Origin of the sequence: Cedecea davisae DSM 4568, assembly GCF_000412335.2 — a bacterium.
GTDB lineage: Bacteria > Pseudomonadota > Gammaproteobacteria > Enterobacterales > Enterobacteriaceae > Cedecea > Cedecea davisae.
The window spans coordinates 785,923-802,314 of the sequence record NZ_KE161030.1 but is presented as its reverse complement, the minus strand read 5'-3'; the positions used below and the strand labels follow the sequence as shown (position 1 = coordinate 802,314).

General features: G+C 56.3%; 14 protein-coding genes. 5 read left to right on the top strand and 9 right to left on the bottom strand.

The genetic code is table 11. The annotated features are described in order from the left end of the window. Window positions 1-52: 52 nt before the first annotated feature. From proY to phoB, 4 genes are all read right to left on the bottom strand, one after another. A complete protein-coding gene (gene proY, locus HMPREF0201_RS03790; protein WP_016535148.1) occupies window positions 53-1,426 on the bottom strand; it encodes a proline-specific permease ProY in 1,374 nt (457 codons plus the stop codon). A 71-nt stretch (window positions 1,427-1,497) separates the two neighbouring features. After that, window positions 1,498-2,817 (bottom strand): branched-chain amino acid transporter carrier protein BrnQ, encoded by a 1,320-nt coding sequence (gene brnQ, locus HMPREF0201_RS03785; protein WP_016535147.1) that lies wholly within the window; start codon window positions 2,815-2,817, stop codon window positions 1,498-1,500. A 425-nt stretch (window positions 2,818-3,242) separates the two neighbouring features. Next, complete coding sequence (phoR, locus tag HMPREF0201_RS03780; protein WP_016535145.1) at window positions 3,243-4,550, bottom strand: phosphate regulon sensor histidine kinase PhoR; 1,308 nt, start codon at window positions 4,548-4,550, stop codon at window positions 3,243-3,245. Window positions 4,551-4,572: 22 nt separating this feature from the next. Then, window positions 4,573-5,262 carry a phosphate response regulator transcription factor PhoB gene (phoB, locus tag HMPREF0201_RS03775; RefSeq protein ID WP_008454506.1) on the bottom strand — a complete coding sequence of 230 codons (690 nt, stop codon included), beginning with the start codon at window positions 5,260-5,262 and terminating at the stop codon, window positions 4,573-4,575. Between the two features lie 199 nt (window positions 5,263-5,461). On the opposite strand from phoB, the gene sbcD reads away from it, so the two are divergent. After that, window positions 5,462-6,679, top strand: a complete 1,218-nt coding sequence (gene sbcD / locus HMPREF0201_RS03770; RefSeq protein ID WP_039897964.1) for an exonuclease subunit SbcD — start codon at window positions 5,462-5,464, stop codon at window positions 6,677-6,679. After that, the gene (gene sbcC / locus HMPREF0201_RS03765; RefSeq protein WP_016535143.1) at window positions 6,676-9,831 is read left to right on the top strand and encodes an exonuclease subunit SbcC; all 3,156 of its coding nucleotides are present in this window, start codon (window positions 6,676-6,678) and stop codon (window positions 9,829-9,831) included. Before sbcD ends, sbcC begins: the two co-directional genes overlap by 4 nt. Window positions 9,832-9,892: 61 nt before the next feature. Here the strand turns inward: sbcC and mak are convergent, their stop codons facing one another. Next, window positions 9,893-10,804 (bottom strand): fructokinase, encoded by a 912-nt coding sequence (mak, locus tag HMPREF0201_RS03760; RefSeq protein WP_016535142.1) that lies wholly within the window; start codon window positions 10,802-10,804, stop codon window positions 9,893-9,895. A gap of 125 nt (window positions 10,805-10,929) precedes the next feature. On the opposite strand from mak, the gene rdgC reads away from it, so the two are divergent. Continuing rightward, window positions 10,930-11,841, top strand: a complete 912-nt coding sequence (gene rdgC / locus HMPREF0201_RS03755) for a recombination-associated protein RdgC (protein ID WP_016535141.1) — start codon at window positions 10,930-10,932, stop codon at window positions 11,839-11,841. A gap of 46 nt (window positions 11,842-11,887) precedes the next feature. Here the strand turns inward: rdgC and ppnP are convergent, their stop codons facing one another. The 3 genes from ppnP to aroL form a co-directional block, all read right to left on the bottom strand. Beyond that, window positions 11,888-12,181: a pyrimidine/purine nucleoside phosphorylase gene (gene ppnP / locus HMPREF0201_RS03750; RefSeq protein WP_008454495.1), complete on the bottom strand. Its 294-nt coding sequence runs from the start codon at window positions 12,179-12,181 to the stop codon at window positions 11,888-11,890. Between the two features lie 81 nt (window positions 12,182-12,262). Next, entirely contained in the window at window positions 12,263-12,940 is a 678-nt protein-coding gene (locus HMPREF0201_RS03745) for an AroM family protein (RefSeq protein ID WP_016535140.1), read from the bottom strand. 291 nt (window positions 12,941-13,231) lie between these two features. Further along, the gene (aroL, locus tag HMPREF0201_RS03740) at window positions 13,232-13,756 is read right to left on the bottom strand and encodes a shikimate kinase AroL (protein WP_016535139.1); all 525 of its coding nucleotides are present in this window, start codon (window positions 13,754-13,756) and stop codon (window positions 13,232-13,234) included. A gap of 353 nt (window positions 13,757-14,109) precedes the next feature. On the opposite strand from aroL, the gene HMPREF0201_RS03735 reads away from it, so the two are divergent. Beyond that, window positions 14,110-14,850 carry a DUF2076 domain-containing protein gene (locus HMPREF0201_RS03735; RefSeq protein WP_016535138.1) on the top strand — a complete coding sequence of 247 codons (741 nt, stop codon included), beginning with the start codon at window positions 14,110-14,112 and terminating at the stop codon, window positions 14,848-14,850. Here the strand turns inward: HMPREF0201_RS03735 and HMPREF0201_RS03730 are convergent. After that, window positions 14,847-15,308 carry a YaiI/YqxD family protein gene (locus HMPREF0201_RS03730; protein WP_016535137.1) on the bottom strand — a complete coding sequence of 154 codons (462 nt, stop codon included), beginning with the start codon at window positions 15,306-15,308 and terminating at the stop codon, window positions 14,847-14,849. The genes HMPREF0201_RS03735 and HMPREF0201_RS03730 overlap by 4 nt on opposite strands. A 170-nt stretch (window positions 15,309-15,478) precedes the next feature. On the opposite strand from HMPREF0201_RS03730, the gene proC reads away from it, so the two are divergent. Continuing rightward, entirely contained in the window at window positions 15,479-16,288 is an 810-nt protein-coding gene (proC, locus tag HMPREF0201_RS03725) for a pyrroline-5-carboxylate reductase (RefSeq protein WP_016535136.1), read from the top strand. Window positions 16,289-16,392: the final 104 nt, after the last annotated feature.

The following is a 16,392-nucleotide window of genomic DNA, read 5'->3' as shown; positions in this document are numbered from 1 at the left end:
TTACAGGGGCGGAGAGGCTAACAAAAACCCCGCCAGCGGCGGGGTTCAGGGTTTATTTTGCTTCGGCTGTAGCAAGCTGACGGCGGCGTTTAAAGAACCAGCCAATCAGCAGTAGCACAATCCAGCCGCAGCCAACATACAGCGAAATACGGGTGTCGGGGTGGTAACCAATCAGCGCGATGATAAACACCAGGAATACCAGACCTACGATAGTCGTCGCCACGCCGCCCGGGATCGGGAATTTAAGCGCTTTTGCCTCTTCCGGTGGCAAACGGCGGCGGAAGGCAATCTGCGACAGCAGGATCATTATCCACACCCATACGGTGGCAAAGGTTGCCAGCGATGCAATCACCAGGAAGACGTTTTCCGGCATGATGTAGTTCAGGTAAACCGCCAGCAGCATGGCAAAGCCCATCACCACAACCGTCACCCACGGAATACCGTTACGTGAGGTTTTAGCGAATACCTTCGGCGCGCTGCCCTGCTCGGCCATGCCGTGCAGCATGCGCCCAACGCCGAACACATCGCTGTTGATAGCGGAAAGAGAAGCGGTGATGACCACGAAGTTAAGAATACCGGCCGCAGCGGTAATGCCCATGTGCTGGAACGTCATGACAAACGGGCTGCCTTCGGTGCCAACCTGGTTCCACGGGTAGATAGACATGATGACAAACAGCGTGCCAACGTAGAACACCAGAATACGCAGCGGGACAGAGTTAATCGCGCGCGGAATGGATTTCTCAGGGTCCTTCGCTTCGCCCGCGGTGATGCCGATGATTTCAATACCGCCGTAGGCGAACATCACCATTTGCAGCGACATTATCATGCCTAACCAGCCGTTACTGAAGAAGCCTCCGTTGCTCCACAGATTATGAATACCGGTCGCCTGGCCGCCGTTACCGATGCCCCAGAAGATAATGCCGATACCGGCGAGGATCATAATGATGATGGTCGCCACTTTGAAAAACGAGAACCAGAATTCCAGCTCGCCAAATACCTTTACGCTCATCAGGTTGATGGCGCTGATGATAAGCACCACGCTCAGCACCCAGACCCAGTGCGGCACCGCCGGGAACCAGATGCCCATATAGATCCCGAAGGCGGTCACGTCGGCGATGGCGACAATCAATATTTCAAAGCAGTAGGTCCAGCCGGTGATGTAGCCTGCCAGCGGCCCCAGGTAATCCTGAGCATAACGGGAAAACGAGCTGGCAGAGGGGTTATGAACCGACATTTCGCCCAGCGCGCGCATGATGATATAGGCCGCAACGCCGCCGATAATATACGCCAGCAGTACGCTTGGCCCCGCCATCTTAATAGCGTCTGCCGAGCCGTAAAACAGCCCTGTTCCAATCGCCGAACCCAGCGCCATAAATCGGATGTGCCGGGTGCTCAAACCGCGCTTGAGCTTATTGGTGTTTTCCATGAATCCTGTACCACTCTTCACAATAAAAAAACCACGGAGGGCGACTCCGTGGTTAGTTAACAATCAAACTCTTAGTGCGCGGTGGAAGTCACCTGACGCCCCGCAGCCCGGTCCCAGACGGCGGCGATAACCGCCATCGCGACGGTTGGCAGCAGCCACGCAAGGCCCTGGTCCGCCAGCGGCAGTTTCGCCGCCCATGCAGGCAGTACATCGCTGATTGCCGAAGCTTTAATGCCGTCGATGATACCAAACAGCAGGCTTATCAGCATTGCCGGTGCGATAACGCGGGTGGAATTGTGCCACCACGGACGGGTAAAGCTTAAGACCACCAGGGCGATACAAGGCGGGTAGATAGCCGTCAGCACCGGAATAGAGATCTGAATCAGATGGCTCAGGCCGAGGTTAGATACAATCATCGAGAACAGGCCGAGGATAAACACCAGCGAGCGGTAAGAGAGCGGTAAATACTGGCTAAAGAACTCCGCGCAGGCGCAGGTCAGGCCAACCGCCGTAACCAGGCAGGCGAGGAAAATCAGCGCAGCAAGGAAGAAGCTGCCTGCTCCGCCAAAGGTATGGGCAACGTAGGCGTGCAGAATAGCCGCGCCGTTGGCGTTTTGCTCAACCAGATTGGCGCTATCAGACCCGAGGTGGAACAGCGCCAGATAGATAATCGTCAGGCCGACACCGGCAATCAGGCCAGCCCAGATGGTGTAGCGGGTCAGCAGGCGGGATTCGGTCACACCGCGAGAACGTGCCGCATTGACGATAACGATCCCGAATACCAGCGAGGCCAGGGTGTCCATCGTCAGGTAGCCGTTCACAAAGCCGTTAGAGAATGCCGCGTTTTGATAGGCTTCGGTCGCAGAACTCAGGCCACCGGCAGGCCACAGAACGGCACCGGCGGAGAGGATCAGCAGCGCCAGGATTTTCACCGGCGCAAGGAAATGGCCAACGGTATCCAGCAGCTTGCCGGGATAAAGCGAAATACCAATCACCAGCGCGAAATACACCAGGCTGTAGATAAACAGCGGCATATCGCCCATACCGGTCAGCGGCGCAATGCCGATTTCAAACGACACGGTGGTGGTGCGCGGCGTGGCAAACAGCGGGCCAACAGCCAGGTAACAAACGGTCGCCAGCAAAATACCGGCCCGGCGGCCAATCGGCGAGCTGAGGCTATCAATACCGCCGCCGACACGGGCAATGGCCACGATGGTCAGCACCGGTAAGCCTACCGCGGTGACCAGGAAGCCAAGTGCAGACGTCCAGACGTGTTCACCGGCCTGTAAGCCAACCATTGGGGGGAAAATGATGTTGCCCGCGCCCACAAACAGCGCAAAGGTCATAAAGCCCAGAGCGATGATGTCACGCGATTTTAAATGATAGGTCATAAAATAATGCAGCCTGTGGATGTGTGGTGTTGAAAACGTTCAAATTTTTTAACCGCACGCGGTTCCAAATAACGTTCGGCAAAAAAGCGGTTATTACCGGTAACGACAGCGGAATATGCTTCTCCGGATCGGTGGCGAAGAATAGTTAGTCGAATTACCACTCAATTTCAGTCGGTCTGGTAACAACAGGGGGGCAATTAAAACGCTTATAGCGTTTGAAGACAAGAAGGGATCGGGAAACCAGAAAGATATCCTTTAAAAATCACGGCAGGCAGTGAATAAATTCAATTATACGAATTTATTGTGGCTTATCATTCGGACAAAAAATCAACAATTCGCCTTTAACGCTTAACGAGTGGAGAAAAAACCAACAAAAAAGGCCAGTAAACTGGCCTGTGGAAACAGAGCTTGACGCTTGCGGTGAATTAATGTGCAACTGCCGCAGGATCCTGGGCGATTAACCGCTCCGGCAACACAAACGAAAATGTCGATCCCTGCCCCGGTTTACTTTCAATCTCCAGACGCGCGTCGTGGTGGCTAAGGGCGTGCTTCACAATCGCCAGCCCAAGCCCGCTGCCGCCCGTCTGCCGGGAACGGGCTTTATCCACCCGATAAAAACGTTCGGTAAGGCGAGGAAGGTGCTCCGCTGAAATCCCCGGCCCGGTATCCTTAACGCTAAACGCCACGCCGTGCGGCTGACGCCGCCAGGTCACGGTAATGTGCGTCCCCTCCGGAGTATGGTTCACGGCGTTATACACCAGGTTGGAAATGGCGCTGCGCAACTGCTCTTCATTGCCGTAAACCTGTAGCCCAGGCTCAACGTTAAAAGTGAGCGTTTGCTTCTGCTGGCTCAGGGTCTGCGCCTCGCGTTCAACAACGCGCAGCATCAGCGGAACGTCGATTTTTTCATTCATCGACAGCGCCGGTGCCGCTTCAATTCTCGACAAGGTCAGCAGTTGTCGAACCAGCCCTTCCATGCGCGACGTTTGCTCGCGCATCGTATGTAATGCTTTATCCCTCAGCGGGCCTTCCAGCGCCTGATCCTGCATCATCTCCAGATAACCCTGTAACACGGTTAGCGGGGTGCGCAGCTCATGGCTGACGTTGGCGAAGAAGTTACGCCTGGCGCCTTCAAGCTGATGCATTTGCGTCACATCACGCGCCACCATCAGCCACTGCCCGTCGGCATACGGCATCAGGCGGAACTCAAGGTGGCGGCCATTATTCATCACCAGCGTCAGCGGGCGATTAAACTGCTGATTCGCCACATACTGTGTGAATTCGGGGTAACGCAGAAGGTTAAGGATGTTTTGGCCATTATCGTCCGGCCAGCGCAGCCCAAGCAGTTGCTGGGCCAGGCCATTACACCAAAAAATAGTGCCCTCTTCCGTGGTCAGCACCACCGCATCGGGCAACGATTCGGCCCCGCTACGAAAGCGCTTGATCAGATTACCCAGCTCTTTACGGCGCTTTTTGTTACGCAACTGCATTTGATGCAGCCCGTAAAGCAGAGGCTCCCAGCTTCCCCGGCCCGGAGGCGGAGTCATGCTGCGGTCAACCCACAGCCACCAGGACAGACGAAGGAGATTCCAGAAATGCCAGCTCAGCAGGGAGGTTACTGCCGCCAGTAAAAACCACGGCAGATGGCCAAAGATCAATCCAAGAATAGCCGCCGGTAAACAACAGAGCATCAGCTCCAGTACCAGCCTTTTCCATGACAGCCGTTCCAGCACGCGTCACGCTCCTGTAAGCATTTTAAAAGCGGGTTGAAAAACGATAACCCGTGCCGCGAACCGTTTGCACCATTTTGTCATGACCACTTGTTTCCAGCGCTTTACGCAGGCGGCGAATATGCACGTCTACGGTGCGATCTTCAACGTAAACGTTGGTTCCCCACACGTTATTAAGCAGCTGTTCACGGCTGTAAACGCGCTCCGGGTGGGTCATAAAGAAGTGTAACAGCTTAAACTCGGTTGGCCCCATATCCAGCGGGTCTTCACCGGTCATTACCCGATGCGAGGACGGGTCAAGGCTCAGTCCCTGCATCTCAATCACCTCTTCCACCGCCATCGGCGAAATACGGCGCATTACCGCTTTAATACGCGCCACCAGTTCCTTTGGCGAGAATGGTTTGGTGATGTAATCGTCGGCCCCGACTTCAAGCCCGCGAACGCGATCTTCTTCTTCTCCGCGCGCGGTTAGCATCATCACCGGGATTTCGCGGGTCAGCGCTTCACGCTTAAGGTGCTTAATAAACTGGATACCCGAACCGCCCGGCAGCATCCAGTCCAGCAGGATCAGGTCGGGGAAAGGTTCAATCAGCAGGTTAACCGCGCTGTCATAATCTTCCGCCTCTACCGACTGGAAGCCATTTTGCTCGAGCACAAAGCTCACCATTTCACGAATCGGAGCTTCATCTTCTACGACTAAAATGCGTCTCGCCATGATTTACCCTGTTGAAAAGAGACCATCTCTTATTAATTGTGCGCCAGTATGCGTCAGATTTGTGACAGATTTATGAAAAAGATGACCGTCCGATATTTCACCTTTTTGAATTATGACAGCCGCTGAGTTTCGCGCACGGTTACGCTGGCGGCTCAATAGCTTATAATCGGAAACTCGCCTCTTTGCCATGGGACAGGTTATGCGCATTCTCCACACATCAGACTGGCACCTCGGCCAAAACTTCTATACCAAAAGCCGGGCTTCTGAACACCAGGCCTTTCTTGACTGGCTGCTTAACGCGGCGGCCGAACATCAGGTGGATGCCATAATTGTAGCGGGTGACATTTTTGATACCGGCTCGCCGCCGAGCTACGCCCGTGAAATCTATAACCGTTTTGTGGTGCAGTTGCAGGCCAGCGGCTGCCAGCTTGTTGTGCTGGCGGGCAACCACGACTCCGTCGCCACGCTTAACGAGTCGCGCGAGCTGCTCGCCTGCCTGAATACTCGCGTGATCGCCAGCGCCCGGCATCGCCAGGAAGAGCAGGCGCTGGTGCTGAATAACAAAGACGGCACGCCCGGCGCTATTTTGTGCCCAATCCCGTTCCTGCGTCCGCGCGATATCCAAAGCAGCCAGGCCGGGCTTTCCGGCCATGAGAAACAGCGCTCATTAATGGAGGCGATTAGCGAGCACTACCAGCAGTGCTACAAAGCCGCCGTCGCATTACGCGGCGACCGCCCGCTGCCGATTATTGCCACCGGGCATCTCACCACGGTTGGCGTAACCAAATCCGATGCGGTGAGAGACATTTACATCGGCACCCTGGACGCCTTCCCGGCGCAGCACTTTCCTCCGGCTGACTATATCGCGCTGGGCCACATCCACCGGGCGCAGAAGATTGGCGGCAGCGAACATATCCGCTACAGCGGCTCCCCGATTGCACTCAGCTTCGACGAAACGGGCAAAGCTAAAAGCGTATTTCTGGTTGAATTCAGCGGCGGCCAGCTTGCGGGCGTCGAAGCCCTTGAAGTCCCGGTCAGCCAGCCGTTAGCGGTGATAAAAGGTTCGCTAAGGGAGATAGAACAGCAGCTTGAGCAGTGGCGTAATGCCCCTGCCGAGCCAAAAGTCTGGCTGGATATCGAAATCGCCACCGATGAATATCTTCACGATATGCAGCGTCAGGTTCAGGCTTTAACCGACACCCTGCCGGTAGAAGTTGTGCTGTTGCGCCGCAGCCGCGAACAGCGCGAGCGGGTCATCGCCAGCCAGCATAAAGAGACGCTAAGCGAGCTGACCGTTGAAGAGGTATTTGAGCGCCGCCTTAGCCAGGAAGAAACTACAGAAGAACGCGCCGCCAGGCTGAGAACGCTGTTTGCCCAAACGCTCTCGGACCTGCACCAGCAGGAGGAACAGGCATGAAAATTCTTAGCCTGCGTTTAAAAAATATTAACTCCCTCAAGGGCGAGTGGAAGATTGATTTCACTCGGGAACCCTTCGCCAGCAACGGACTATTTGCCATTACCGGCCCGACCGGAGCGGGCAAAACCACGCTGCTGGACGCCATCTGTCTTGCGCTCTACCACAAAACGCCGCGCCTGAGCAGCGTATCGCAGTCGCAGAACGACCTGATGACCAGAGACACCGCCGAGTGCCTGGCCGAGGTGGAGTTTGAGGTTAAGGGCGTTGGCTACCGCGCTTTCTGGAGCCAGAACCGCGCACGGAATGCGGCAAACGGCAACCTTCAGGCGCCGCGCGTGGAGCTGGCCCAAATCAGCGACGGCAAAATTCTTGCGGACAAAATCAAAGACAAGCTCGACCTTGTTGCCTCGCTAACCGGGCTGGATTACGACCGTTTTACCCGTTCGATGATGCTCTCTCAGGGGCAATTCGCGGCATTTTTAAATGCCGATGCCAACGACCGCGCCTCGCTGCTCGAAGAGCTGACCGGCACAGAAATCTACGGCACCGTCTCCGCTGCGGTATTTGAAAACCACAAGCAAATCAAAATTCGGCTGGAAAATTTGCTGGCTCAGGCGGCGGGCGTTGCCCTGCTCAGCGAAGAGCAGCAACAGCAGCTCACGGCAAGTTTGCAGGCGCTCACTCTTGAAGAACAAACGCTGGGCACCGAGCAGCAGGTGCGCCAGCGGCATCGGGACTGGCTGAGCCAGCTGGGCAAGCTGACCGCCGATAAAGAACAAAAGCGGCTGGGGCTGAATACCGCTAATCAGGCTCTGCTGGATGCCGCCCCGCAGCTGGACAAATTGGCTCGTGCGCTGCCTGCCGAAAAGCTGCGCCCGCACTGGCAGCGTCTCCAGGAAAAGCAGCAGGCGCTGAAGCAAAATACCGAAGCGGCGGAAAGTGTGAATGCGCGCTTACGCCACGCCTCGGTGAGTCGCCAGCAAACCCGGCTGCTGGCGGCCGTTCAGGCTGAAAAACTTCAGGCGGAGGCTCAGCAGGTTCAGGACTGGCTCTCTGCCCACGATAGCTATCGCCTCTGGGCCGCCGAGCTTGCGGGCTGGCGCATGGCCTTTAGCCAGCGACTGCGGGATGAAAAGCAACTTGAAGGTCTACAGCAGGCACTGTGGGTTAGCCAGCAAAAATTACAGGCACTGCCGGAGATAAATCTGGCGTTAACGCCGGAAGAAGTAAGCACTCATTTACAGCAGCTAATGGCCGCCAGGCCGGGTCGCCAACAGCTGGCAGCCCTGCAACCTCAGTTTGCCACGGTGGAAAAACGCAAAACAGGGCTGGTGCGAGAGCTGGAGGAGCTGGATAAGCAAATTGCCGCTTGTGATGTCGAGCTGGGGCAAAAACGCCAGCAGTATAAAGATAAACGCCAGCATGAAGCCGACCTGGAAAAAATCGTCGAGCAGGAAAAACGGATCCATAGCCTTGAGGCCGAACGTGCTCAGTTGCAAAAGGACGCCCCCTGCCCGCTGTGCGGCTCAACTCAGCACCCGGCCGTTGAGGCCTATAAGGCGCTGGAGCCGGGAGAAAACCAGCGTCGCCTCGCCGCCCTGAAGCTTGAAGTCGCCGCGCTCGCCGAGCAGGGTTTCGCCCTCAAGGGCCAACTTGAAACCCAGCGCCAGCAGCGGGAAAAACGAGTCCATGAAGGCGCGGCGCTACAGGAAGAGGCAGACTCACTCTCGGCCCGCTGGCAGCAGCAATGCGCCGGGCTGAGCATAGCCTTAACGCCACAAGACGTTCTGAACCAGTGGCTGGAAGAGCAGGAACTGCGTGAACAGCAGCTGCGCCAGCTCGCAGAGCGCCAGGCGCTCGAAGCGCAATACCAGCGAGACAGCGAACAGCACCAAAAGATGAACGCCGAGTTTAACGCCCGGAACGCTTCGCTTCAGGCGGCGCTGGAGCAGGTTGGCCTTGCGCGTCCGCAGCCGGGCGAAGAGCAAAGCTGGCTGGATGCCCGCCAGCAGGAGTCCCAACAGTGGCAACAGCAGCAGGATAAACTGCCGCAGCTCCGCCAGCAGCTTTCCACCCTTGAAATGCTGCTTTCAACCCTTCAGGACGATGGCTCGGCCCCCGCGATGCTTGCCGAGTCTGAGCACCAGGCCGCGCTGCAAAACTGGCAGACTCTGCACAATGAATGCAACCTGCTGGAAGGCCAGCGTCAGTCTCTGGCGCAGCAGCTACAGCAGAGCGAAGCCGCGGCCCGCGAGGCCCAGGAGCAGTTCAGCGCCGCGCTGGCAGCCAGCCAGTTCAGCGACGAAGAAGAGTTCCATTGCGCCCTGATGGAAGAAAACGTCCGGCTCGAGCTTGAGCAGCACAAACAGCAGCTGGAGCGTCAGCAGCAGCAGCAAACGACGCTGCTTGAGCAGGCCGAAACGGCGCTGGCCCAGCACCTGACGTCACGCCCGGAAACACTCGGCGAAGAAGCAGACATCAGCGTTCTTGAGGCTCAAATTGCAGATCTGGCCCACCGGCTGCGTGAAAACGCCTCTCAGCAGGGGCAAATAAAGCAGCAGCAAAGCCACGACAAAGAGAACCGCTCGCGCCAGCAGGCGCTGATGCAGGAGATCAAAGAGTGCGAGGCTCAGGCGGAGGACTGGGGCTATCTCAACGCCCTGGTCGGCTCCAGAGAAGGCGATAAATTCCGTAAATTTGCCCAGGGACTGACGCTGGATAACCTGGTCTGGCTGGCAAACAACCAGCTTAATCGCCTCCACGGCCGCTACCTGTTGCAGCGTAAAGACAGCGAAGCGCTGGAGCTACAGGTTATGGACACCTGGCAGGCCGACGCGGTGCGCGACACCCGCACGCTGTCCGGCGGCGAAAGCTTCCTGGTGAGCCTGGCGCTGGCGCTGGCGCTTTCCGACCTGGTAAGCCACAAAACCCGCATCGACTCGCTGTTCCTTGATGAAGGCTTTGGCACTCTGGACGCGCAGACGCTGGATACCGCGCTCGACGCGCTGGACACCCTGAACGCCAGCGGGAAAACCATCGGCGTAATCAGCCACGTTGAGGCGATGAAGGAGCGTATTCCGGTGCAGATTAAAGTGAAGAAAATTAACGGACTGGGCGTGAGCCGGCTGGATAAGGTTTTCGCGGTGGATTGACCTTTTACCCTGGGAATAACGAAAATCGCCCCTCACCCTCCTGGAGGATGAGGGGTGCGATTTACTTCTCTAACGGCCAAAGCCACGCCGCGCCACGAACGCCGCTGGAATCCCCGTGCACGGCTTTGCGAATCGGCGTTTCGCACTCGCCGCCAAATACCCAGGGCTTAATCAGCTGCGGCACGGTGCGATACAAACGCTCCACATTGCTCATCCCGCCGCCCAGCACAATCACATCCGGGTCGAGAATATTAACAATATGCGCCAGAGATTTAGCCAACCGCGTTTCATAGCGGCTCAGGGCCAGCTCGGCCAGCGGATCCTGCTGTTCAGCCAGGTTGATAATCTCATTGCCCTTCAGCGTTTTCCCGCTCAGGCGCTGGTAGTCCGTGCCAAACCCGGTGCCGGAGATAAAGGTTTCAATACAGCCCTGTTTGCCGCAATAACACGGCACTTCAGCGCGAAAACGCAGCTCGTCCTCATCCATCCATGGCAGAGGGTTGTGGCCCCACTCTCCCGCCGTGCCGTTGCCGCCAATCAGGCTGTGGCCGTTGATGGCAATACCTGCGCCACAGCCGGTGCCGATTATCACCGCAAACACAATCTGTGCCCCGGCAGCCGCGCCATCGATAGCTTCTGATACCGCAAGGCAGTTGGCGTCATTTGCCAGCCGGACTTCGCGCTTGAGCGCGCTGCTGAGATCTTTGTCGAACGGCTGGCCGTTAAGCCAGGTCGAGTTCGCGTTTTTCACTACCCGGGTATAAGGGGAGATTGACCCCGGAATACCCAGCCCAACCGTACCGGTCTCGCCCGTTGCTTCTTCCGCCAGCCGCACCAGCTCAACGATGTTTTTGAGGGTGGCCTGGTAGTCATTTTTAGGCGTTGGCAGCCGGTGGCGGTAGAGCTGCTTTCCGTCATCTGCCAGCGCGATTACTTCTGTTTTTGTACCACCGAGATCGATACCTATGCGCACATGAACTTCCTCATTTGGTGATAATTATCAATAGTATAGAATGGCATCTAAGCAAATGCGATGAAACGAGGCCGTCAATTCGTTATCATGCCCGCTGCGTTTAACTGACAATCTGGGACAGAATCATGCTGTGGTTTAAAAATTTAATGGTTTACCGTCTAAGCCGTGACATCACGCTGACGGCGGATGCAATGGAAAAACAGTTAGCCGCCTTCACCTTCACCCCTTGCGGCAGCCAGGACATGGCAAAAACCGGCTGGGTGTCGCCGATGGGCTCGCACAGCGATGCATTAACCCATGTTGCCAACGGCCAGATTGTGATTTGCGCCCGTAAAGAAGAAAAAATTCTGCCGGCTCCGGTTATCAAACAGGCTCTGGAAGCCAAAATCAATAAGCTCGAAGCGGAGCAGGCACGTAAGCTGAAAAAGACCGAGAAAGACTCCCTGAAAGACGAAGTGCTGCACTCCCTGCTGCCTCGCGCTTTCAGCCGCTTCAGCCAGACAATGATGTGGATAGACACGGTAAACGGCCTGATTATGGTCGACTGCGCCAGCGCGAAAAAAGCCGAAGATACTCTCGCCCTGCTGCGTAAAAGCCTGGGTTCGCTGCCGGTGGTTCCGCTGGCTCTGGAAAATCCAATCGAGCTGACGCTGACCGAATGGGTGCGGTCTGGGGATGTGCCGGCCGGTTTCGCGCTGATGGACGAAGCCGAGCTGAAAGCGATTCTCGAAGGCGGCGGCGTGATCCGCTGCAAGCAGCAGGAGCTGGTGTGTGACGAAATCGCCGCGCATATTGAAACCGGCAAAGTGGTCACCAAACTGGCGCTGGACTGGCAGGAACGCATTCAGTTTGTGCTGGCAGACGACGGTTCGATTAAACGCCTGAAGTTTGCCGACACGCTGCGCGAGCAGAACGACGATATCGAGCGGGAAGATTTTGGCGGACGTTTTGACGCCGACTTTATTTTGATGACCGGCGAATTAGCCGCGCTTATCAACAACCTGGTAGAAGCGCTGGGCGGCGAAGCACAGCGTTAATGCTTTTCCCCTCTCTGGCGACGCGCAGAGAGGGGAAAAAACGCAATTATTTATCGGCCAGATAACGGCAAAGATAAGAGGTCGGCTCTGCAACCTGCAGGTGGAACTCGCTGTGTCCAGGCACGTTAAACACTTCACCCGCCGCGTAGGTTTTCCACTCTGTTTCTCCCGGCAGCAGGACGTGCAATGCCCCGCTAACCACGGTCATCTCTTCCGGCTGAGCGGTCCCGAAGGTGTACTCCCCCTCCGCCATCACGCCAACGCTGGCACGGCCGGTGCTGCTGCTGGTAAAACCAATGGATTTTACTTTACCGGAGAAGTATTCATTACTCTGAAGCATGGACTGGCCCTTTATCGATATAGTGAAAAATCCACTATAGAGGTGAACTCTCGGGCCTGTCACGTAAATTGTTAAATCCTCTCAGGTAAGCAGTTCTGCCGCCAGCCTGGCCACCAGCACGTTGGACAATAACACCGGGACATCGAGCTGCTTTTGCAGTAAATCGCGGTGTTTTTGGTGGAACCCGAGGCAGTCCAGCACCAGAACATTCGCCCCTTCCGCCATCAGTTTGCGCCCCGCCTCCAGCAGCTCTTCGTCGCCGCCGTGGATTGGGTTAGCCAGGGCGTAGTGCGGCGGGTTGCTTAGCTTGCGCCACTTCTGCTCCTGAAACTTAATCAACTCGGGCATCGGCAAAATAATCCCCACCTGGTGGCCATCAACAATCGAGGCGACCAGCGGCGGGATTATCCTGTCCGGCTCCAGCAAAATGGCGTTACGAGCGCTTAATCCGAGTAGAGGCATGGTGCTCATTAACAGAATGACTTCGTAGCCCTGGTTATCCAGCTGCTCGATGATGCCCTGCATGGCGATGGAGATTTTGTCGCGGCCGACGTGGGTAAGAGTGTTATCCGCCAGTAGCGTCAGCAGAGACGCTTCTCCCTGCGCGGGTGAATAAAGCCGCTGAACCTCTTCGCGAGACAACTCGCCCAGCAGGCTAACGTGGGTAATTTGTTGCTCAGAAATATGTTCGGTCAGGAAGGGAAGGACTTCACTTACGGACACGCTGCCGATAGTGAGAATGGCTACAGTTGGTCTCATGCTTCGCTCCGCAATTACTCAGAATCTGCCCTCTCCATTGCGCCGATACACATCCTTAATGAGACAACTCGCCGGGGTCGTGGTTTTTTGCTCGTCATCGCGCAGCATACCGCCAGAACCCTTAACAAATCATCAACCACTTGGTAACATTTTTAACTGAATATATTTTAAAGAAATTAAACAGATAAAAGCTCTGTCTATCGAAAAGCGAAGCGCATTTCAGCAGGGACAAGAGCAAGATAACCCCACTTACTGTCGGTCTTTCGGGTGGGGATTTGCGTTAAGTATAGGCTAACTGGCGCGAGCCATTTGCAGCGCGTTGAGGATAGCTTCGACTACCGCGTCCGGCGTGCGGGTAGCATCGACAATATGGTATGCAACCTCGCGATAGAGCCCTTCGCGGGCGGCCAGGACGTCAACAATTTCATCGGTCACGCCTTTACCGGTAAGCGTCGGGCGCTGCCCTTCTTCCGGCGATGCGTTCAGGCGCGAGGCCAGGATTTGCGCCGGGGCATGCAGCCAGATGGCAATGCCGTTTTCCTGCATAAACTGGCGATTATTTTCGGCCAGCACCATGCCGCCCCCGGTTGCCACCACGGTTGCAGGAGCCGTTACCTGCTGTAAAGCTTCGGACTCGCGGGCGCGAAAGCCCGGCCAGCCCTCTTCGGCGACTATCTCAGCCACGCTTTTTCCGGTGCTGGTCAGCAGGAAGCTGTCGGTATCCACAAATTCATAACCCAGCGTCCTCGCCAGTGCCTGACCGACGGTCGTCTTACCACAGCCGCGAGCGCCGACTAAGAATAGGGGTTGAGTCATCAGAGATAATCCTCGGAAGCGCTGACCTGAGGGCCAGACGGGACAAAAGCAGGAACGGATAGCGATGATATCATCAAACTAGTACGAGAAAATAGTGTAAACATTTAATTACAATCAGCAAAGGACTTCAGCAAAAAACCAGCTATAACGGCCTGAATCAAACTTCAACAAGTGTAAACTAAAGCCGCCACCCGCCAACAGCGCCACAATACTTTAAACGCCAGGCCAATGACAACCCTTAATCTGAGATTCGGTAACACATTTATGGTTAGCTTTACGATTAAGGCGTTTAAGCGACGCCCGATTTGAGCAACACTGAATCCCGGGTCTTCATTATGACAGAGGTATGAGCCATGCAATCTGAAGAGCAGCGTCTTATCGACGGGCTTTTTGACCGCCTGAAACAGGCCGAAAGCCAAAGTTCCACTCGCGATGCGGCCGCAGAACAGCGGATTGCGCAGCACCTCAGCCAGCAGCCTGGGGCCGCGTACTATATGGCGCAGACGATCCTTATCCAGGAAGCGGCAATGAAGCAGCTGAACGGTAAAATTCAGGCGCTGGAAGCCCAGGTAGCCGAGCTCGAGCAAAAGTCTCGCCAGCAGCAAAGCAGCGGTGGTTTCCTGGCCGGGCTATTCGGCGGCGGCAACAGCAACAGCTCACGCGGGTCCGATCCTATTCCCGGCAGCCAGAATTATGCTTCTTCGGCCCCGCAGGGTAATGCCGGATATGGCGCAAACGCGGCACCAGCAGGTTACGGCGCGCCTCAGGCCGCACCGGCCAGCGCACCACGCGCGGGCGGCGGTTTCCTGTCCGGAGCGTTACAAACGGCAGCAGGCGTTGCGGGCGGCGTAGTGGTGGCAGAAATGCTGACCAGCATGTTCCACCGCAGCCAGCCGGAAGAGATAGTCAACATCATCAACGAACCGGCTCCGTCTTTCGACAATAGCTCATTTGATTCCGTCAACGACTACAGCCAGGTCAATGACAGGCAGTTCCTGAGCCAGCCTCAGGATAACGCGAACGACTACGCTGATTTCGGTAACGATGATTTTGGCGGTGACGATTACGGCGACGACGACGACAGCTTTATTTAAGACTTCTGCGCCCGCGCGACCCTCAGCAGCCATTTTTCAAGCTCGTTGGCAAACTGCTGGCGGTCGCGCTGGTTCAGGCTGTCCGGGCCGCCGGTTTGCACGCCGCTGGCGCGCAGCGTATCCATAAAATCACGCATCGTCAGGCGCTCACGAATAGTCGCGGGTGTATAAAGCTCGCCGCGCGGGTTCAGCGCAATCGCCCCTTTCTCCAGCACGTCGGCCGCCAGCGGAATATCCGCGGTGATAACCAGGTCGTTTTTCTCACAGCGGCGAACAATTTCGTTATCCGCAACGTCAAAGCCCGAGGCCACCTGCAGGCTGCGAATAAAGCGCGACGGCGGCGTTTTTAATCCCTGATTGGCAACCAGCGTCACCATCACCTGAGCGCGATCGGCGGCGCGAAAAAGGACTTCTTTGATTACCTTAGGACACGCATCGGCATCCACCCAAATTTGCATTGTTGCTCCTGACTGTCGCGGGAATGGGAGCAATTTTGCCGTGCTTTTGCAGAATGGCAAAGTTTATCTGCGCCTGCGGAGCCGTTTAAGCGCAAACATAGCCTAAGTGCCGGAAAGCACGTTAAGCTATAAGCATAAGATAACGAAACAAATAACCATGGAGTAACGCTATGGATAAGAAAATTGGTTTTATTGGCTGCGGCAATATGGGGAAGGCTATCCTCGGCGGCTTGATTTCCAGCGGCCTGGTTCCGGCCGGTAATATCTGGATTTACACCCCTTCTCCGGACAAGGTTCAGGCGCTGTGCGAAGAGTACGGAATTAATGCCGCCGAAAGCGCTCAGGAAGTTGCCCAGATAGCGGACATCGTCTTTGGCGCGGTGAAGCCAAACATCATGCTGAAAGTGCTGAGCGAAGTGAATTCCAGCCTGAATAAAGACACGGTGATTATCTCTATTGCCGCGGGCATCACCCTGGATACGCTGGCTAAAGTGCTCGGCCACGATCGCAAGATAATCCGCGCCATGCCAAACACGCCGGCGCTGGTTAACGCGGGCATGACTTCCGTAACGCCAAACGCGCTGGTCACGCCTGAAGATATTGCCGATGCGGTAAGCATTTTCCGCAGCTTCGGCCAGGCGGAAGTGGTCAGCGAAGCAATGATCCACCCGGTGGTCGGCGTGAGCGGCTCCGCTCCGGCGTATGTATTTATGTTTATCGAAGCGATGGCAGATGCGGCGGTACTTGGCGGTATGCCGCGCAAGCAGGCCTACCAGTTTGCGGCCCAGGCGGTAATGGGCTCCGCGAAGATGGTGCTGGAAACCGGCAAGCACCCGGGTGAGCTGAAGGATATGGTGTGCTCGCCGGGCGGCACCACGATTGAAGCGGTGAAAGTGCTGGAAGAGAAAGGCTTCCGCGCCGCCGTGATGGAAGCAATGGTGAAATGCATGGCGAAGTCGGAATTGCTCGGGAAGTCCTGATTTTGGAAACACCCCCTCACCCTGACCCTCTCCCCACAGGGGAGAGGGGATTGGATCGAGTAACAACCCTCTCCCCATAAGGGAGAGGAGATTAGATCGAGTAA

What these genes read in the sequence shown, in the direction of transcription:
- proY (WP_016535148.1), bottom strand. Translation starts at nt 1,426, where the DNA reads ATGGAAAACACCAATAAGCTCAAGCGCGGTTTGAGCACCCGGCACATC.
- brnQ (WP_016535147.1), bottom strand. Translation starts at nt 2,817, where the DNA reads ATGACCTATCATTTAAAATCGCGTGACATCATCGCTCTGGGCTTTATG.
- phoB (WP_008454506.1), bottom strand. Translation starts at nt 5,262, where the DNA reads ATGGCGAGACGCATTTTAGTCGTAGAAGATGAAGCTCCGATTCGTGAA.
- sbcD (WP_039897964.1), top strand. Translation starts at nt 5,462, where the DNA reads ATGCGCATTCTCCACACATCAGACTGGCACCTCGGCCAAAACTTCTAT.
- sbcC (WP_016535143.1), top strand. Translation starts at nt 6,676, where the DNA reads ATGAAAATTCTTAGCCTGCGTTTAAAAAATATTAACTCCCTCAAGGGC.
- rdgC (WP_016535141.1), top strand. Translation starts at nt 10,930, where the DNA reads ATGCTGTGGTTTAAAAATTTAATGGTTTACCGTCTAAGCCGTGACATC.
- ppnP (WP_008454495.1), bottom strand. Translation starts at nt 12,181, where the DNA reads ATGCTTCAGAGTAATGAATACTTCTCCGGTAAAGTAAAATCCATTGGT.
- HMPREF0201_RS03745 (WP_016535140.1), bottom strand. Translation starts at nt 12,940, where the DNA reads ATGAGACCAACTGTAGCCATTCTCACTATCGGCAGCGTGTCCGTAAGT.
- aroL (WP_016535139.1), bottom strand. Translation starts at nt 13,756, where the DNA reads ATGACTCAACCCCTATTCTTAGTCGGCGCTCGCGGCTGTGGTAAGACG.
- HMPREF0201_RS03735 (WP_016535138.1), top strand. Translation starts at nt 14,110, where the DNA reads ATGCAATCTGAAGAGCAGCGTCTTATCGACGGGCTTTTTGACCGCCTG.
- HMPREF0201_RS03730 (WP_016535137.1), bottom strand. Translation starts at nt 15,308, where the DNA reads ATGCAAATTTGGGTGGATGCCGATGCGTGTCCTAAGGTAATCAAAGAA.
- proC (WP_016535136.1), top strand. Translation starts at nt 15,479, where the DNA reads ATGGATAAGAAAATTGGTTTTATTGGCTGCGGCAATATGGGGAAGGCT.